We start from the raw sequence: 20914 nt of genomic DNA on the forward strand, positions 1-20914 counted from the left end.
TTTAATATTTATTTTAGAATGAATTATTGAGCCATTGGTATTTCGAATACCTCAGCTTTATTATTATTAACAGTTACTAATAGGTACTTTTTACCATTAAATTTTATAATATCTAAATGTCTAACTGCCTTCTGTGACAAATCAATACCTATTTTACTCCCTAATATTATTTCCTTTTGGTTCTTAATTAAAGCACCAGAAAATCCATCAAATCTACTATGATAAGGAGCTACCCCAAAATAATTTCCAGCTGCAAATACAGATTCTTTTTTAGCAGAATCAAAATTTGATTTTACAAAGCAATTAATTGGTGCCACTTGTAAATCATTTGAAAAAGGTACAAAGATGAATTTACCATTTTGATTTTTCAAATAACCTGATTTCAAATTATCAACCTCAAACAATTTAGCTTTAGAAAGCATTTGTGGACTAAATACCTCTTCTACCGTTTTTCCTGCAAATGATTTATACGATTTGAATTTCTTTTTTATCATCCCACTGAATTGTTCGGCAAGCTCATCAAGACCTAATGTAGTGTAGTATCTTCCATTTTTTTCAATGGCCACAATTGTTTCAAAAGAGCCATTAGCATCAAAATCATCATAATACATTTTCATTGGAAATTCATCAGAAGCTTTAAACTTGGAATTTAATCCCCAATTCCCAACCATATAGTCTAAATCTCCGTCATTATCAATATCAAACGGAATAATAGCTTGCCATAAACCATTACTTTTTTCTGGAAAAACGGTTGCAGTTACATCAGTAAATTTTCCATTTTTATTCGCAAAAAATGTTGGTTTCATCCACTCTCCTATAACTATAATGTCCACTTTACCGTCTTTATTGAAATCAGTAAAGACAGCGTCTGTAACCATTCCAACTTTAGAAAAAGTATTATTTTCTACTTTAGTAAATACCCCTTTATTATTATTTAGTAAAAAACAATCTGGCATACTTCCAAAACGATTGTTTATTGAACTATTCCCTATAAAAAGATCCAGGTCCCCATCATTATCATAATCAAACATTCTGACAACTGAAGCATTTTGAGCTAATTCCGTCAATGTAGTTTTGGCCAGTTGCTTATTCATAGAAAGATACAAACGATCTTGCAAATTAGAGGCGTTTTCACCACCTCCAGAGACAACAAATAAATCATTTAGTTTGTCATTATTAAAATCACCTATAACCGCAGATGCATCTTCATAAATAGAATCTTTTTCAATTTCAGCAAATGATTTTTTTGAAAACCCATTTGAGTTTTGAATGTAAATACTCGCTTTTTTATCTTTAGAACCTCCAAAGAATATATCTTCTTTACCATCTCCATTCAAATCGCCAATAGCTGTTGCTGGACCACGATCAGAACGTTGGTATGGTATCATCTTTTGTGCTAAGAAATCAATATAATCATTTTCTTGGTGAACAAAATTAATCCCCAAATTAGTTTCGTTCTTTCTAAAAACTGGCGAAACCATAGGATGCAACTTTTGGTAATCAAATACTTTTCTGTTTTTAGCTGCCTTTACAATAAGCGTTTGATTTACTTTTACATTTTTTAATGTTTGATATGTTTTGTCTGGCCAAATCACAACTAAAGAATCTACGATGGTTGTTTTCCCATATCCAAAATGGATCATTGGTTCAGACGAAGATTGAAAACCTCTTGTAGTTTGCAATTCTTTAAATTGTTTTTTGCCTTTTACATATGAAATTACTTTTGCTCCTATTCCAAAGGTGTTTTCCCCTTCAAACTCCAATTTCAATTTTAAATAATTTGAGGCAGTATCCGTTCGATTAATATAAACTGATGCAATGCTATTTAAATTATTTGTGATCACATCAAGATCTCCATCATTATCAATATCAGCATATCCACTACCATTTGAAATTATAGAATCATTTTCAATCCATTGCTTTGATTTATTTTTGAACTGCAAATCTTTAGATCCTTGAAAAACAAAATTGGTCACATTTCCTTTCGGCATTTTTTTCAACGCTTCTTTATCTAGTAATTTTGTAGATGTAATTTTATTTTTTATTTGATCATTTGAGTAATATTTCACATAATCCAAATCATTTGGACGCTTAGGAATTCCGTTACATATAAATATATCTTGTTCACCATCTTGATCATAATCCGCAAAAAGAGCACTCCAACTCCAGTCTGAAGCTGCAACACCATTTAGTAATGCCGTTTCTGTAAAGTTATTTCCAGCATTATTCAATTGCAGCATATTTCGAGTATATTGATAATGATACCCCAATTTTTCAGTTCGCATTTTCAACATCTGAACATTATCATCTCCTAATGAAGATTTTAATACTTTTTCATCCTCAGGAAGCATATCTAAAGTTAAGATATCTGGAAAACCATCATGATTAATGTCGGCTACGTCCACTCCCATAGAAAATCTACTAGTATGTCCAAAATGACTTTTTAAACTTTCCGTAAAAGTTCCATCTCCATTATTCAAGTAATAATAGTCATCTTCATGAAAATCATTCCCTACATAAATATCTGGATAACCATCTAAATTAAAATCTGAAATAGCCAATCCAAGCCCATAACCATTAGCTCCACCAAAAATTCCTGCTTTTTCACTTACATCAACAAATTTTCCATTATCATTTCGAAATAACTTGTCTCCACATTCGTAACTTCTTTTATTTCTAATATCTGAATTTCCAAAAGACTCTTCCGAATGGACTGCGTGATTTAATAAATACATATCTAAATCCCCATCTAAATCATAATCAAAAAAAGCTACTGATGAACTATAATTATCAAGATCCAATCCATATTCTGCAGCACTTTCTGTAAATGTATTGTTCTTATTATTGATAAATAATTCATTATGCCCTTCGAATCCATTGATTCCAACTACTGCACAAACATAAATATCTAGATAACCATCTCCATTTACATCAGCCATCACGGTGCCTGAACTCCAATCACTTTGACCCTCAACTCCCGCTTTTACGGTAATATCTTCAAATTTATTTCCCCCTTTGTTTAAATACAACTTATTCTTACCTTGATTTGAAGTGAAATAAATATCTACTAGTCCATCATTATTTATATCTCCAAGCGCTACTCCACCTCCATTATAATAATAAAGGTAGTCCAGAATTGAAATATTTTTGGATGGGACTAACTGGTTGTTGAACGTAATATTACTTTTGTCTGAAGCTAGTTTCTCAAATAAATGGTTTTGTTTTTTAGTACAACTTACCACCAAAAAGAAAAATAGTACTATTCGAAAAAAATTATTCATTGCTTTTAAATATTTTTGGTGAGTTGTCGTTAATAACTGCAATAACCGAAACAGAGTTATTTGCATTTTTTATTGATTTTAAATGTTTTACTTCCCCTCTCATGAAGAATCCTGATTTATTATAGGGAACCCAAGAATAGGTTCCGTTTTTATTTCCTAGAAGTAGGCTTCCATAGTTTGAATCCAATCTAGAAAACTGAGGTTTAAATTCATATTGATTTCCACCCAAAAGAATATCTAAAATACCATCTTTATTCACATCCATAGTACAAATTGTATTTACACAAGAGAACTGAACTTCTTTAGGAAGCAATTTTATTTCAAATTGTCCATTCTCTTTATTAATAGCAATTACACTTTCCTGAATCGTAGCCTCTTTTTGTATTGTATTGTCAACAACCTCTTTAGCGAATAATTCTTGAAAAGTCTTTTTAGCATAATCAGCATAACTTAAATTCTTCTTTTTAATCATCGGAATTTGTTTTGCAACATCTTGTTTTAAGTTCAGCGGTAAATCCTTTCCGTCAATAGAACGCGTTGCAATTTGCTCAATTGTTCCATTATTGTCAAAATCATTTACAAATAAACGCATCGGATTTGCCTTTGTAGCCTTGTAATTTGTGTTTGTTCCTTTATTTCCTAAAATCAAATCCTTTTTTCCATCATTATTCAAATCAACACAGGTTACTGCATTCCAAAAACCGGAATATTCTGAAAGATTAGACTTGAATTCAGCCAATCTTTTCCCTGTGTTTCTAAATATTCTTGGAGCCATCCAATCCCCAACAAGGATTAAATCTTTTTTGGAGTCATTATCAATATCTTCCCAAACTGCATCTGTAACCATTCCAACTTCATTCAATTTGAATGCCACTTTATCAGTACTGTTTGTGAAATTTCCTTTTCCATCATTTTCTAATAGTAAATGTTTGGGATTAATTCCATAAACCCCAGGAACAGATCGGCTACCAATAAAAACATCAACATCCCCATCATTGTCAAAATCATAAGCTGCTATAACAGAAACGTTACTGTTAGTTGTAGGAACAACCGTTTTACTTTTGGTAAACATCCCTTTTCCATTATTCAAATACAAACGGTTTTTATAATTCGCCTGATCTGCTTTTTCATTTCCTCCAGAACCAACTAATAAATCCAAATCGCCATCGCCATCTGCATCAAAAAAGCTGGCAGCCGTATCTTCATAATTAGCATCCGAATCTAAATCAACTTGGCTTGTGATAGCAAAATTATCATTTCCTTTATTCAAATATATTTTCCCTGGGGCTCCTTTAGCGCCACCAATATAAAGATCTTCATTCCCATCACCATTAATATCTCCAACCGCTAGTGAAGGTCCTTCTTGAGAAAGTTCTTTTGAGATTAAACCTTCGTAATCAAAATCGATATAATCATTTTCTTTATGTGTAATGAAATTTGATTTCTTTTCTGTAAATAAAGGTTTAGTTTTATCAACTTTAGGAATATAATTTAATTTAGCATCTGCAACATTCAAATTAAGTGTCGTATTATTGACCACTTTATTAATGGTTTGAAATTTACCATTTGGCCAAATTACTTGTAATGAGTCAATTTTTTTAGTTCCAATACCAAAAGTCATTACATAATCTATAGACGATTGAAACCCTCTTGAAGGAATTAATTCTTGTCGTATAATTTCATTTCCAGAAAACAATTCTACAACACTCCCTACACCAAATTTATTCAGATTATCGCCTTTCAACTTCACTTTTACAAAATGATTTTTTTTGTTTTTCTCTGAATTATTTTTATAAACAAAAGCCTCCATATTAACATTATTGACAATCAAATCTAAATCTCCATCATTGTCTAAATCACCATATGCCGCACCATTTGAAAAACTAGGCGTACTTAATCCCCAGTTTTGAGCTTCATTTGTAAAGGTTAAATTTTTATTGTTTTTAAAGGCATAATTAGGAATAGGTGTGCTTGGCATCCTATTTATAATGGTTTCAATTTGTTCTTTTTTACCAGTAACAACCATTTTTTGCATAAATTCATTCGCAAAAAAATCAACAAAATCTTGATTGGTTAAATCATGATAAATACCATTACAAACATAAATATCTTTGTATCCGTCATTATCCATATCAAACATTAAAGCCCCCCAACTCCAATCAGTTTTTGAAACCCCTGCATAATTGGCAATTTCCGAAAATTGATTGTTGCCATTATTAATTTGAAGGGTATTTTCCATGTATTGATTGAAAAAATCCAAATTCAATTTTCGAAGATATAAATCGTAATTTTCAAAACTAGTAGTGTTTTTCAATCGCTCATCTCCTTCAGGCAACATATCCGTTACAAATATATCCGCCTTACCATCATTATTAACATCGGCCATGTCAGCACCCATCGAAGATTGACTGATGTGAGAAGCCCATCCTTGAATTTGCTCAGTGAAGGTTCCATTTTTATTATTTATGTATAAGTAATCTCTTTCATAAAAATCATTTGAGATATAAATATCTGGATACAAATCTCCATTTACATCACCTACTGTGACTCCTAAACCAAAACCAATAAGGCTTCCATATATCCCAGATTCCTTACTTACATCAACAAATTTACCATTATCATTACGTAATAATCTGTCTCCACCACCTTTTAGAATATCGGCAACATCCCAGTCTTTATCCCTTAATTCTCTTTTATTAGAATAATTAAGACTACTTACAGGTATAAAACTATTATTTAAGATATATACATCTAGGTCTCCATCTTTATCATAGTCAAAAAATGCAGCATGGGTTGTTATTCCGGTATCGGCCAAATTATATTGTTCAGCTTTATCTGTAAAAGTACCATTTCCATTATTAATAAAAAGTTCGTTTTTTTGATTATCACCTTTAATACTTCCTGCATTACAAACATAAATATCTAATAATCCATCCCCATTAAGGTCGACCATTACTACACCAGTTGACCAGGATTTAGTCCCTTCAACACCTGCTTTTTTAGATATATCTTCAAATTTGAAATTTCCTTTATTTAAGTATAATTTATTAGCACCCAGATTTGAAGTAAAATAGATATCAGAAAGCCCGTCATTGTTTATATCACCAATAGCGACACCTCCACCATTATAGAAATTTCGGTATTTGAATATATTCATATCCTCCCCATTTTTCACCTCATTAATAAAATTAATACCGGTTTGTGAAGTTTCAAGTTTGGAAAAAAGGGCATTTTTATTATCAGAATTTTCTTGGGAACAATTGACAAAAAGAAGAATAAAAATTGAAAAGAAAATAGAACGATTAAACATATTATACGTAGTATTTGGTTAAGACATTTTGAAAGGAAAGAAAGGTCTAATTTATATAATATTCAGTAAATAAAACAATGAATAGCGTTAAAATTAAAAAAATAAAGAGGGCAATACGATTGCCCTCTTTATAACTAACTCAAAACATAATAATATTTTCTAAAACCTAGTAACCAGGGTTTTGTTTCAAATTTGCGTTAAATAACGCATCTGCTGGAATAGGAAACAAAGCATATCTTTTATCAGATACGTAAGGTTTTAATTCTCTTGCGGCAAGGAATGTTCCAAAACGAATCATATCATTTCTTCTCCATCCTTCTAACCACAATTCTTTACCTCTTTCTTTATATATTCCATCTAGAGTAGTTGGAAAAACTCCAACTTGCCCAGATCTAGAAACGATTGTTGCCAATTTAGCTACATCATTTGTACCAGCACCACCTCTAGCTATTGCTTCTGCTTTCATCATTAAAGCATCAGAATATCTCATGAATACAAAATCATTATTAGGTGCACCAAGATTGGCAGCATCTGGAATGTATTTTTCCATTCTAATACCTGCTGTTTCTAGTGTAGCTCCACTAGTAATCAATGTTATTGCAGATGTATAAAATAAAGGATTTCCATTTCTGTCTTTTAAAGCAACAGTTCCACCCGGTTTATACATTTGACCTATTTGCATCCCAACATTGTTACCAAAATCAGCAATGATTTGTGGATCTGAATTTTTAATACGTCTGTCATTAGGATTAAAGTTATTGTAGTATTCTGCTACAATTGCAAAACCATTCCATCCATCAGGAGTTTGGTTGTAATGCATCCCCATTCTCCAGTGGTATTGGATTCCTCCACCTGCACCACCTTGAACATTTTTAGAAGAAAGCAAAATTTCAGGTGATGTATTGTTTGTTGGTTTAAAGTTATCCCAATAATCTGTAGCTAAAGAACTATTTATTGCATCAACATTTGTAACCACTTTCGTCATATCAGCAGCAGCAAAAGTAAATGGTCCAGAAGCATCTGCTGCTTCAAAAACCCCTTTATTCAAGTACAATTTAGCTAATAAAAAGTGAGCAGCATCAGCATTTGCTAAACTTGCGTCTCCAGCTGTTCTTGCAGGCAACGAACCTACAATAGCTTCTAATTCGCTAATTACGAATTCCGTTGCTTCTGTTCTAGTCCATACTTTAGGATCATCAGTTAACGGCGACCCAGCTTCTCTATAAGGAGCTTGTCCAAACAAATCGATTACATTGTAGTAATAAAAAGCTCTTAAGAAACGAGCTTCAGCAATTTGTGAACCTGAACCATTTTCAATAACTAAGTTACAATTGTACACTTGAGACAATAAAGCGTTCCAAGCATTTTTAACCTCATTATGATCAGGAGCCCAAGTATGCACGTGGATTTGTCTCCAAGTAGCGTTATCATCCCAGTCACCTCCACGTGTTGGTCCAACTAATGCATCAGATGACATTTCGTCCAAAGCAAACATTTGCCCTTGCGTCTCAAAGCCTCTTAAACCCTCATAAGAACTAGTTAAAAGTGAAGCAGCGTTTACTGTTCCTCCACCCGTATTAGAGATAACAACACCATCTAATACTTCTTCATCTAGATTAGTACAACTTACACCTAATACTATCGTACTAGTTAATAAGATGCCTTTTATAATATTAATTCTTTTCATCGTTTTTTAATTAAAATGTTACGTTAAGACCTACAGATACACTTTTATCTCTTGGATATGATAAATATTCCATTCCAGCTGAAGGAACACCATTCAATGATTTATCAGTATCTACCTCAGGATCTGTTCCTGAATACCCTGTTATTATAAATAAATTAGAAGCATTTACATATAATCTTGCTGTAGACATTTTAAATCTATCCAAAATAGCACCTTTAACTGTATAACCAAAAGTTAAGTTACCCATTCTTAAGAAATCTCCTTTTTCTAAGTATTTAGTAGAAGGTGAATTTGGATCTCCTTGCGCTTGAGCAGATGTAGCTGCTTCTTGAGTTACGTTTCTACCACCTAAGAAAGCTCCTTTAAAGAAATAAGCATTCGTAGTATTGTTGTAAATGTAATGACCAAAAGCACCATAGAATGAAGCTCCTAAGTCAAAATTCTTGTAAGTAAAGTTTGTATTGAAACCAACATTGATTTTTGGTAACGGTTGTTTGTCTAATAATTTTTTAGCTGCAGTACCTAAACCAGTATCATTTCCTGCTGCATCAGCGTAAATTGAATTTCCTGTTGAATCATATCCTCTCCACTCATACATGTAATAAGAATAGATTGGTTTGTCATTAGTAATAACTTGTGCATAAGCACCTGATAAACCTTGACCGTTAATTCCACCTGTAGAAATGAAACCCGCAAAATTTGTCATTTTATTACTTAAGAATGAAGCATTCCCAGAAACATCCCAACTAAAATCTTCTTTGTCAATCACTTTATAGCTTAAAGAAACCTCAAAACCTTTATTGATTAAGTTTCCTGGTAAGTTTTTGAAACGTGGAGATGGAGGACCTGGTTGCGTTGCTGCAGCAGGAACAGGGAAGATTAAATCTTTAGTGTCTTTTTGAAAATAATCAACTGTACCAGTTAATCTGTTATTGAATAATTCAAAATCAGCACCTACACCATACGACTTAGTAGTTTCCCATTTCAAATCAGCATTTGCGTTACTATCTACATTCAAACTTCCGTTTAGACCATAAGCCCCTCTTGAAATAGCTGAGTTAGGTGCAAATTCTTGGTTACCTGTTTTACCAAAGTTTCCTCTAATTTTAAAATCATTTACAATCCCGTCTTTATTTTCAACTACTTTGTAAGCGATACCTACAGATGGGAAATAATCGTATTTATTATTTACCCCTAATTTTGTAGAACCGTCAGAACGTAAAGTTCCAGTAAGAATTAATTTATTATATAAAGTTGCATTAACTCTTGCGAAATAAGACTGTAATTCCGATCTGTTTCTAGCAGAATAAACTCTAAACTCATTTTGAAGACCACCTTCAATATTGTCAATCAAATTAGTTTGAGCCATGTCATACCCTTTACCTATTGCAGAATTTGCATCATAAGTATAGTCATAGTAAGAATAACCAACTAAAGCATCTAAATTAAAATTATCACTAAAATCATTATTATAATTCAATGTGTGCTCAAAAGTTTTATTAAACTTATTAATAGCATTAATTGACGCTTGACCATGTTTAACATCTGTAGATCCAGGAACTGAAGCTTGTGCCACATTCTGAATATCCATTGTAGGTAACAATTGACTTTTTCTACTAGAAGTTGAACTTTCGATACCAAATAAGAATTGGTATTTCAATTTACTGTTGATTTTCCAAGTTGTATTGATACTTCCTAAAAATTTATTAGTGTTTGTAAAATCTTTATAAGAATTCAATAATTGAACTGGATTCAAATATGTATTACTAACTACATTATAAGTACCATCTGTATTATAGATTGGCAAAGTTGGATTCCAGTACAAAGCAGTACCAATGATGTTTCCAATATATCCAGCATCGTTAGACAAGATAGTCGTTTCATCTTTTAATGAAGCATACATAATTCTTTCTTCTACTTTCAAAGCTCCACCAAAGAAGTCATTTGAGTTGTAAACAGTAGCCGAATATTTATCTAAACCTGTATTTTTTACAATACCATCAGTATTAGATGCACCCAAAGAGATTCTTGTATTCGAATTCTCAGTTGATTTTGTAAAAGATAAATCGTGATTCATAGAAAAACCATTACGTAAAACAGCATCTTTCCAATTGTAACTTCTAGATCCTTTATCATCACCCCCTGCAGCAACGAATTGCTCTGGAGTCATCACATCAAAATTCCCTGCCATTTTACTAAATGTCACAGAGCTACTGTATGCTAATTGTGGTTCTTTAGATTTTCCTTTTTTAGTTGTAATAACAATTACTCCATTAGCTCCACGAGAACCGTAGATAGCTGTAGAAGAAGCATCTTTTAATACACTAATGCTTTCAATATCATTTTGGTTTACGAAGTTCAAAGGATTTCTTGCAGAAGAAGCTCCTAATAAATTATCTCCACCTCCAGAAACGCTTCCTCCATCTAACGGCACACCATCAATAACGATAAGTGGTCCATTACCTGAACGAATAGAAGTATTACCACGAACTCTAATTGCAACTCCACCTCCTGGCTCCCCACTTGATTGTGTCACTTGTACACCCGCTACTTTACCTCTTAATAATTGTGCTGGTGAAGGAGAAGCTACATTGTCAAAATCTTTTGCACCAATCTGGTCAACTGCACCAGTTGCATCTTTCTTTTTAACTGTACCGTAACCTACAACAATCACTTCTTGTAATTCAGCTGAGTCTTCTTTTAAGATAACCTTAACTGAAGTTTTTCCTGCTACATTTACTTCTTGAGCTTTAAGACCAATGTAACTAAAAACTAAAACTGCATTTGCTCCAACATTTCTGATAGTAAACTTTCCATCGAGATCTGTTTGTGCTCCAATTGTTGTTCCTTTAACTAATATTGAAGCCCCTGGAAGTGGACCGCTAGCGTCAGATACTGTACCAGACACATCTTGCGAATACGTCAAACTTGTACATAGTACCGTTAGAAACACCATCAAGCCTTTGATTAGACTATTTTTCATACGTAATAAATAAGTTGGTTAATAAATTGTTTAAATGGTTTTGTTTAAATTCAAAACCAAACTTAGACAAAATTTATGAAAATTTTAAGAAACCTTTAAACTATAACGTTTTCGTTAAGCCGAAAACGTTTTCGATTTTAAAATTAATCCTTCAAAAATTTAATAATAAAATTATATAAAACATAAAAAAAATAAGAATAATTATTAATTGTCATGATTTTTTAAGTTTTTAGAGGTAAAATGATTGCATTTTTGTTAAAAAAAACGGCCTAAACTAGAAAACGTTGCAGATTAGTTATTCTTTTGCCATTTTTTTTGATTTTTATTCAAAACAGATTTAAACTTATTACCTATGCGTTTCGTACTATTTATCCTAAAAAACCTAAAACCAACAACATACCTATTAAAGCAGAGAATATACAGGGAAATTTAAAAAACAAATGCATCTATCCTCATTTCATTGGATAGATGCATTTGTGGTAAAAAAATGTTAAATAAATAATAAGGAACTATTCTATTTTTATGGTCTTATTATCTACACCAAGGCCTATTATTTTTAAAGATTTCCATTGTTTTGGCAAAAGTCCTTTGTTGTACTTCAAGCCTTCATCAGTTTGTTCTACTCCACCAAAACCATAAATTACAGCTTGAAGCATCGCTCCTGCCCCTGTTGCAAAATAAGGGTTATTACTATTAGCTGATTCAGAAAATACCCCAAAAGGAGGGCGACTGTTTGGCATATATGATTTTACAAAGTAACTATACGCTTTTTCCCTATCTCCCAAACGGGCATACAAAACAGATAAAACTCCGGAAGCCATGGCTGGTCCGTCTTTAGGGTCTATTTTAGCAGCATAATACTCCAAATCCTTTTCAATTTGTTTTTTATCTGTAATTACATGTAAAGGGTACGCTAATAAATTCACATCGGCTTGTTTAATTATTTGTCCGTCATATCCTTTATAATTTTGAGTAATCCCGTTTTTTGAATGAATAACCAAATGATCCGAAACTTCAATCCATCTAGGATCAATTGGTTCTCCTAGAATTGTAGCCGCTTTAATTGTATTCTTTAAAGATTCAATAGCCGATGCATTAGTAAAAGCATTGTCATCTATATGTTGCGCATATTCATCTGCACCCACAACATTTAATATAGAATAACTACCATCTTGATTTTTTACCACTCTGCTCACCCAAAAATCAGCAGTCTCTTTCAAAACATTCCATTCTTTTTTCAACCACGATTTATCCTGTGTATAGGTGTAGTAATTCCAAAATGCTATAGAAACATCAGCTGTAATATGTTGTTCAAAAATACCTGTCAATGCCCAAGTTGGAGTTGCCTCCTCACCTGTATCATCAGATTCCCATGGAAACATTGCTCCTTTATACCCATAAACAGTTGCTTTTTGTTTTGCTTTTTGTAAACGATCTGAACGGTAATCTAAACATGATTTAGCCATATCAGGTTGTAAAGCCAAAAGTGTTGGATACATCCAAAGCTCAGAATCCCAAAAAATGTGTCCATTATATCCTTGAGAAGACAATCCCATTGGCGCAACACTTTGTCTTGTTTCTGGACGGATAAATGAATATAAGTTATACAATGCAAAACGCACTCTTTGTTGTGATTCTAGATCTCCTTCAATTTGTATGTCTCCCGTTTTCCATAATTCAGCCCAAGCTTTTTTATGTTTATCTAATAATTTATCAATTCCTTCTTGAAGTGCATATATGGGTTGTCTTTCGGATTCATTTAAAGGATCCGTAAAATCTTTGGAAGTACAAATTCCACCAGCAATCGCAAATCTATATTTTTTGCCTTTCAAAAGTTTTTTCGAAAAACCAACTTCATTTCCTGTTTGCTTTAAAGTCTCATTTTGTCCATCAAACAAAAATGTAGTAGATGCCGAAACAATATATTTCCCAAATAAAGTTTTTGCCGTAGTTCCAAAAACTGGCATCATATATTGATTGTCTTTTAAAACACGAAATTGACTTTTGGCTTCTTTCAATTCATCGGGAACAACCATATAATTATTAGCTACAATTTCTATATCTTTTTTAGGGGTGATTTCTACAATAGCCATAGCTGAGTACGGAATTGCCCTATTGGCCAAAATAGTATAATCTACAGCAACCAAATCTTTAAAAGTAAATGAAGTAGTACTCATTCCCTCTTTCATTGAAACCACCTGACTCCAATTATCAATATTATCTGATTTAATTTCTTGATTATTAATCGACAAATGAAGGTTTAAAAATTCAATTCCTCTCACAATTCTACTTATTCCATTTTCAGGACTGCCTTCATAAACGCCATTTAAAATAATTTCTTTTGTTTTCAACGGAGTATCATCAGTGACGATTCCAATTTGACCATTGGCCATAGCCACACCATAATAATTAGCTCTTGAATTAGCGTACAAATGCCATTCATCTGATTTTGTTTGTCCAAAAACAACTGGGCCCACTAAAAGCACTAATAAAAAAATCTTCCTGTATACAATCATAATATTTCTATTTTTTAATATTTCAAACTTACATAATTAAATACTTAAGCATCCTTTTATTTCTTAAAAAGCCGAACCGATAACGTTTTCGGAATTTCGAAAACGTTATCGATTTTTTCAAATGTGATTTATTCAAAATGAATGTTAATTTTATGATAAAAAAACACAACCCATAATTAAATGAATATAAAATTACAAAAAATATTATTTTTAAGCATAATTTCGGTAGTATTATCATTCTATTCTTGCGCTAAAAAATTAGAAAAAACAGCAATAACTGTTAATTCTAATGAAAAAATAGTAGTTGACTTAACAAAACGGTACAAAGAGTCTTTCCGACCACAATTTCATTTTACTCCAGAAATAAAATGGATGAATGATCCAAATGGATTAGTTTATTATAAAGGCATCTATCATCTATTTTATCAGTATTACCCAGATGACATCGTTTGGGGACCGATGCATTGGGGGCACGCTACTAGTACTGACTTAATTCATTGGGAACATAAAAAAATAGCACTATTCCCTGACAAACTTGGACTTATTTTCTCAGGAAGTGCCGTTGTCGATTTAAAAAACACTTCAGGATTAGGAACTCTTGAAAACCCTCCCATGGTTGCGATTTTCACTTATCATAATATGGAAGGTGAGAAATCAGGTAGAAAAGATTTTCAAACACAAGGATTAGCTTACAGCTTGGACGAAGGTAATACTTGGCTGAAGTACAATGGAAATCCAATCATAAAAAACACCAACCAAAAAGATTTTAGAGATCCGAAAGCTTTTTGGAATCCAGAGACAAATCTTTGGAATCTAGTTTTAGTAGCAGGTGATCACGCTCAATTTTACACCTCCAAAAACTTAATTAATTGGGAGTTTGAAAGTGAATTTGGAAAAAACACAGGAGCACATGGAGGTGTTTGGGAATGCCCCGATATTTTCAAACTAAAAGTAGCCGATTCAAAGGAAGAAAAATGGGTGTTGCTTATAAGCATCAACCCTGGCGCACCGAATGGTGGTTCAGGTACTCAATATTTCATTGGTGACTATGACGGTGAAAATTTCATAAGCGATCAAAAAGACATCAAATGGCTAGATTACGGTACAGACAATTATGCTGGTGTCACCTACAACAACACCCCTGATGGCAAGCGTCTTTTTATTGGTTGGATGAGTAACTGGAATTATGCAAGAGATACGCCAACTAAAAATTGGAGAAGCGCTATGACATTACCGAGAGAACTTTCACTTGAAAAAATAAGCAATAATTATGTATTAAAAAGCAAACCTGTTGAACAACTACAAAAACAATTAAAACAGGACTATTCGAATAAACTAATTGCTTTGAAAGCAAACGAAAAAGCAGTTGTTAATTATGGAAATTTAAATCAATCTGAAATTAAATTCACAGGAGAAAATAAAGATTTAAAGTTTATTTTCTCAAATGAAGCACACGATTCTTTAAGAGTAGAGTACAATGCCAAGCAGAAAACATTTTCTATAGACAGGCGCCATTCCGGAATTGTCGCTTTTGAAGAAAGCTTTGGGAAACAAATTCACAAAACAGTAATTCCTAATGTTATTTCGAAAACTATTGATTATCAAATCATCATGGATTGGTCATCAATTGAAATCTTTCTAAACGGAGGGATTTATAGCTTTACTGAACAAATTTTTCCAAATAAACCGTACACAAAAATGATCCTAATATCGAGTGAAAATCAAGATATAAAAGATTTCACAATCCACTATATAAAAGACATTTGGAATAAAAAATAAACCAAAAAACAATAAATAAACAACCAAAAAACCAATAAATGAATAAAGTTAGAAACTGGTCTCTCACCGTAGCGGTAGCGGGATTTTTATTTGGATTTGACACTGTCGTCATCTCCGGAGCCAACTTGCCAATCAAAGAATTGTGGCATACTACTCCCCTGTTTCACGGAATTTTCATAATGTCAATGGCATTATGGGGAACAGTATTAGGTTCATTACTAGGAGGAATACCATGTGATAAATGGGGACGAAAAAAAACATTATTTTGGATTGGAATATTATTTTTGGTATCGGCTATAGGTTCGGCATTAGCACCTAATCCATATATATTCTCGTTTTTTAGATTTATAGGTGGTATTGGCGTAGGTGCTTCGTCTGTTGCGGCACCCATTTATATATCAGAAATATCTACTCCTGAAAACAGAGGTAAATTAGGTACCCTGTTTCAATTCAATATCGTCTTTGGAATCTTAATCGCCTTTTTTTCCAATTATTTATTTGAAGGATTTGGAGGAGTTAATGATTGGAGATGGATGATAGGAATAGTAGCTTTACCTGCACTTGTTTATAGTTTAATTGTCACACAAATACCCGATAGTCCCCGCTGGTTGATCTTGAAAAAAAGGGATGATACAACTGCTATGAACGTACTGGAAATGATTTATAACAAAGAAGATGCTTTAGCCAATTTTAACGAAATAAAAAAGGACCTTGTTGAAGACTCAGCTTTTAAAGAAACTATTTTCTCTTACAAATATAAACTACCTGTAATCTTAGCTTTTTTGCTGGCTTTCTTCAATCAATTATCTGGAATCAATTTCATCCTATATTATGCCCCAGAAATATTAGAAATGGCGGGATTAGGATCTAAAGAATCTTTAATGAATTCTATTTTAATTGGATTTACAAACCTGATTTTCACCCTTGCAGGGATGCGGTTAATTGATGTTCTAGGAAGAAAACAATTAATGTTAATAGGATCTATTGGTTACATTTTAAGTTTGGGAATGGTGGCCTTGGCCTTTCTTAATAATCTAGGACCAATTGTTTTAATGGTATCAATTCTCGTATTCATTGCTTCTCACGCCATTGGTCAGGGAGCAGTAATTTGGGTGTTTATTTCTGAAATATTTCCAAATAACGTTAGGGCAAATGGACAGTCATTTGGAACAGGGATCCATTGGATTTTTGCTGCCTTAATCACTTTGGCTGGTCCAGTAGTAATCGATTTATTCAAAGAAAATCCTTGGCCAATTTTCGCTTTCTTTGCGTTTATGATGGTATTACAGTTAATATTTGTCTTATTTATGATGCCTGAAACAAAAGGTTTGTCACTAGAAGATTTAGAACATAAAATGCTTAGCAATGGAAAATAATTTACAAAAACCTAATGTAGTATGTTTTGGAGAAGTGCTTTATGATGTTTTTCCAACGCACAAGAAAATTGGTGGAGCACCACTAAACGTGGCTTTACGTCTTGCATCCCTGGGCATAAATACTCAAATAGTAAGTCGTATTGGTAATGATGAAATTGGAAAAGAACTCCTGTCTTTCATAAAGAAAAACAAAGTAAAAACAAATTTGATTCAGGTTGATCCTCTTTATAAAACGGGTGAAGTAATAGTAGAATTAAACGACAAAGGATCGGCATCTTACACTATTAATTATCCTGTGGCTTGGGATAAAATTGAATGCAATCCAGAAATAGAAAATACAGTAAAAAAAGCAGATGCATTTATTTATGGCAGCCTAGTTTGCAGAGATTCTACCTCTTTTGAGACCTTAGTTGAATTAATAGGATACGCTAAATACAAAGTATTTGATGTCAATCTACGCGCCCCATTTTACAAGAAAAAAGTACTTATTAATTTGATGATGCAGTCTGATTTTATCAAGTTTAATGATGAAGAGTTGTACGAAATAAGTAAGTTTCTAAATTCACCTTACCATTCTTTAAAGCAAAATATCCTTTATATAGCTGAAACAACAAATACAAGTCGCATATGTGTAACATTAGGGTGCCATGGAGCCATTTTATATTATGACGATACGTTTTATTACAATAGTGGATATGAAATAAAGGTAGCGGACACTGTTGGAGCTGGAGATTCATTTTTGGCCGGTTTAATTAGTGAATTACTAACCCAAAACGACCCTCAAAAAGCGATTGACTTTGCTTGTGCTTTAGGTGCTCTTGTTGCTGAAAAAGAAGGAGCTAACCCAATAATTTCAAATTCAAAAATAACTAAATTCATGAATCCAATATAAGTAATTATGAAACCTATATCTGTTTTTACACTAACGCTATTATTTATAAGCATGACTATTAACGCACAAATTGATAAAAATCTAATAATCCCAGTTAAAGATGCCAAATGGTGGAAAGAAGCTGTTGTTTACCAAATATATCCTAGAAGTTTTAAAGATAGCGATGGTGATGGAGTTGGAGATTTGAAAGGAATAATATCTAAATTAGACTATATAAAAAGTCTTGGAATTGATGCCGTTTGGCTAAATCCAATCTATACTTCTCCAAATGACGATAATGGATACGACATTAGTAATTATCGGGAAATCATGAAGGATTTTGGGACTATGGAAGATTTTGACGTTCTATTGAAAGAAATGCATAAACGCAAAATCAAACTTATCATGGATTTAGTGGTCAATCACAGTAGTGATGAACATGATTGGTTCAAACAATCCAGAAGTTCTCGTGACAACCCATATAGAGATTATTACCATTGGTGGCCAGCCGAAAAAGGAAAGCCTCCCTACAGATGGAGTTTCTTTGATGTAAATAGTGAAGCTTGGAAATACGATGCGAAAACGGATTCCTATTATCTACATTACTTCTCACAAAAACAACCTGACTTGAATTGGGAAAACCCAAAATTACGAGAAGAAGTATACGATATCATGCGTTTTTGGCTGGACAAGGGAATTGATGGATTTAGAATGGATGCTTTTCAATTTGCCTCAAAAGATACAACTTGGCCAGAATTACCAAAAGGGTATGAAAAAGACATTATAAAATACTATGGTGTAGGACCCCATTTACATGAGTATTTACAAGAAATGAATAAAAAAGTATTTAGCAAATACGACATCATGACTGTAGCCGAAGGTGCTGGAAGTTCACCAGCAGATGCATTACAATTTGTAGATCCAGATCGAAAAGAACTGGACATTGCGTATCATTTTGAAAGTGTTGACATTGGTAAGCATGTGCTTGATTTTGGCTTAGTAAAATATAAAAAAATATTTTCGAGATACGATAATGCATTCAAAGACAAAGGATGGTTAGCCATTTTTCTTGCTAATCATGATCAACCAAGAATGGTCAGTAAGTTTGGAAATGACACCCCTAAATTTAGAGAAATCTCTTCAAAAATGCTTTCAACTTTTATCCTGACCATGAGAGGGACTCCATTTTATTACAATGGAGATGAATTAGGAATGGTCAATATTCGTTTTGATTCTATTGAAGATTATCAAGATGTAGATACCCGTAACAAATACATCGGGTTGAAAAACAAGAATGGAGATTTAGAAGGATTCTTAGAAGGACAAAAACAAACTTCAAGAGAAAATGGACGTACCCCTTTTCAATGGAACACTACAAAAAATGCAGGTTTTACATCAGGAACTCCATGGTTGAAGGTAAATCAAAACTTTAAAACGGTAAATGCTGAAGAGCAAGAAAAGGACCCAAAATCAGTTTTGAATTACTTTAGAAAATTAGTTCAAGTCCGTAAAGAAATTCCCGCACTTATTTATGGTAAATATACCTTATTGGATGAGAACAACTCAGCTGTATATGCCTATACAAGAGAACTCAACAATAAAAAAATATTGGTTTTATTAAATTTTACCAATAAAAAAGCTACCTATAATTTAAATTTCAAGCTAGGCAAACATGAAGTGATTTTAGATAATTATGAAGATTGTAATAAAGTTAAAAGCAATTCATTAAGACCCTATGAGGCGATGATAATTCATTTTGATTGATTTAGAATAATTAGTTCAACTACCACATAGCGTAATCAACTATAATTTTTAACGTAACTGTTTATTTGAAATCTGAATTACAATAAATAAATTGTAAGTTTGTTTTCAAATAAACCGTTTTTCATTCTAAACAATCTGGAAATCAATTCATGAAAGAAGCTACTCTTAAACAAATCGCTACTCAACTAGGGGTGTCAATTACAACTGTTTCTAAAGCACTGAAAAATTATCCTGATGTTAGTGAAAAAACAAAAAAAAAGATTGTAGACTTAGCAATTAAACTAAATTATACCCCAAATAGTTTTGCAGTTAATTTAAGAACAAAAGAGTCAAAAATTATAGGAGTTATAATACCCACGGTGGATTACAATTTTTTTTCCAAAGTTTTCAAGGGTGTGCTAGAAGAAGCTGAAAAAAGAAAATACCAAGTAATAATATTACGCTCCAATGAAAAGCTAGAGGTTGAAAAAAAACAAATTGAACTTTTATTAAACAAAAGAGTTGACGGAATTATAATGTCACTTTCTAATGAAACTGGGGATTTTAATCATATTAAAAACATAATTAAACATAAAACTCCTTTAGTTCTTTTTGACAAAATCGCAAAATTAGTCAACTGTTCAAAAGTGGCAATCAATGATCGAAAAGCAGCTTATGATGCTGTAAATTATCTTATCAAAAAAGGGCATAAAAAAATTGCCCACTTTCGAGGATCCTATATGCCACAAAATTCTATAGATCGTTTTTTAGGTTATAAAAAAGCACTTGAAGATAACAATATTGTGTATGATCCCTCACTAGTATATTTATGTGATAATAATACCGATTTTGAAGATGGGTATGAAAATGCAAAAAAAATATTAATGGAACATCCTGATATTGAGGCCATTTTTGCCATAACAGATCTCGTGGCAGTTGGAATAATAAAATACTTTAATGATATAGATCTAAAAATACCCGCACAAATAGCAGTTTTTGGCTTTTGCAATTCATTCATGTCCGAAATAATAACTCCAAAGCTAACAACAATTGACCAACCAGGATTTGAAATAGGGAACAGAGCGGCTTCCATTTTATTTGATGAAATTGACTTAAAAAAGAAAAACAAACCTGTCATCTTTCAATCCATTGAATTAGAAACTAAAATAATTGAAAGGGATTCTGCATAAAATTTGATCTAGATTATTTTTTGTGAATTTATTTTTAATAAATAATACCTGAATTTTAACTAATCTAATTTATTCATTAAATAAAAAAAATAACACACATTTAAGATAAAAATTAATATCTTGGTAAAGAAAATTACACCTCCATTTTATTTGAAAATAAGTCTAAACGAGTTCCAGA

At 32.4% G+C, this 20914-nt stretch carries 10 protein-coding genes; 5 read left to right on the forward strand and 5 right to left on the reverse strand.

Annotated features, from left to right (window positions below):
• Positions 1 to 23: 23 nt before the first annotated feature.
• The 5 genes from AB3G33_RS01725 to AB3G33_RS01745 form a co-directional block, all read right to left on the reverse strand.
• A complete protein-coding gene (locus tag AB3G33_RS01725; protein ID WP_367772173.1) occupies positions 24 to 3281 on the reverse strand; it encodes a VCBS repeat-containing protein in 3258 nt (1085 codons plus the stop codon).
• Complete coding sequence (locus AB3G33_RS01730; protein ID WP_367772175.1) at positions 3274 to 6438, reverse strand: FG-GAP-like repeat-containing protein; 3165 nt, start codon at positions 6436 to 6438, stop codon at positions 3274 to 3276. The genes AB3G33_RS01725 and AB3G33_RS01730 overlap by 8 nt, the downstream gene beginning before the upstream one ends.
• Before the next feature lie 319 nt (positions 6439 to 6757).
• Entirely contained in the window at positions 6758 to 8278 is a 1521-nt protein-coding gene (locus AB3G33_RS01735) for a RagB/SusD family nutrient uptake outer membrane protein (RefSeq protein WP_367772177.1), read from the reverse strand.
• A gap of 10 nt (positions 8279 to 8288) precedes the next feature.
• On the reverse strand, positions 8289 to 11261 hold the full coding sequence (locus tag AB3G33_RS01740; protein WP_367772178.1) for a SusC/RagA family TonB-linked outer membrane protein: 2973 nt from the start codon (positions 11259 to 11261) through the stop codon (positions 8289 to 8291).
• A 509-nt stretch (positions 11262 to 11770) separates the two neighbouring features.
• Positions 11771 to 13777 (reverse strand): glycoside hydrolase family 65 protein, encoded by a 2007-nt coding sequence (locus tag AB3G33_RS01745; RefSeq protein WP_367772180.1) that lies wholly within the window; start codon positions 13775 to 13777, stop codon positions 11771 to 11773.
• A gap of 180 nt (positions 13778 to 13957) precedes the next feature.
• On the opposite strand from AB3G33_RS01745, the gene AB3G33_RS01750 reads away from it, so the two are divergent.
• The 5 genes from AB3G33_RS01750 to AB3G33_RS01770 all read left to right on the forward strand — a co-directional run bounded on the left by AB3G33_RS01750 (position 13958) and on the right by AB3G33_RS01770 (position 20736).
• Complete coding sequence (locus tag AB3G33_RS01750; RefSeq protein WP_367772182.1) at positions 13958 to 15556, forward strand: glycoside hydrolase family 32 protein; 1599 nt, start codon at positions 13958 to 13960, stop codon at positions 15554 to 15556.
• A gap of 38 nt (positions 15557 to 15594) precedes the next feature.
• A complete protein-coding gene (locus AB3G33_RS01755) occupies positions 15595 to 16932 on the forward strand; it encodes a sugar porter family MFS transporter (protein WP_367772183.1) in 1338 nt (445 codons plus the stop codon).
• A complete protein-coding gene (locus AB3G33_RS01760) occupies positions 16922 to 17824 on the forward strand; it encodes a carbohydrate kinase (RefSeq protein WP_367772184.1) in 903 nt (300 codons plus the stop codon). Before AB3G33_RS01755 ends, AB3G33_RS01760 begins: the two co-directional genes overlap by 11 nt.
• A gap of 51 nt (positions 17825 to 17875) precedes the next feature.
• Positions 17876 to 19567, forward strand: coding sequence for an alpha-glucosidase (locus AB3G33_RS01765; protein WP_367774186.1), 1692 nt, complete (start codon positions 17876 to 17878; stop codon positions 19565 to 19567).
• Between the two features lie 149 nt (positions 19568 to 19716).
• Positions 19717 to 20736, forward strand: a complete 1020-nt coding sequence (locus AB3G33_RS01770) for a LacI family DNA-binding transcriptional regulator (RefSeq protein ID WP_367772185.1) — start codon at positions 19717 to 19719, stop codon at positions 20734 to 20736.
• Positions 20737 to 20914 lie beyond the last annotated feature (178 nt).

Origin of the sequence: Flavobacterium sp. WC2421 (assembly GCF_040822115.1) — a bacterium.
Taxonomy (GTDB): Bacteria; Bacteroidota; Bacteroidia; order Flavobacteriales; family Flavobacteriaceae; genus Flavobacterium.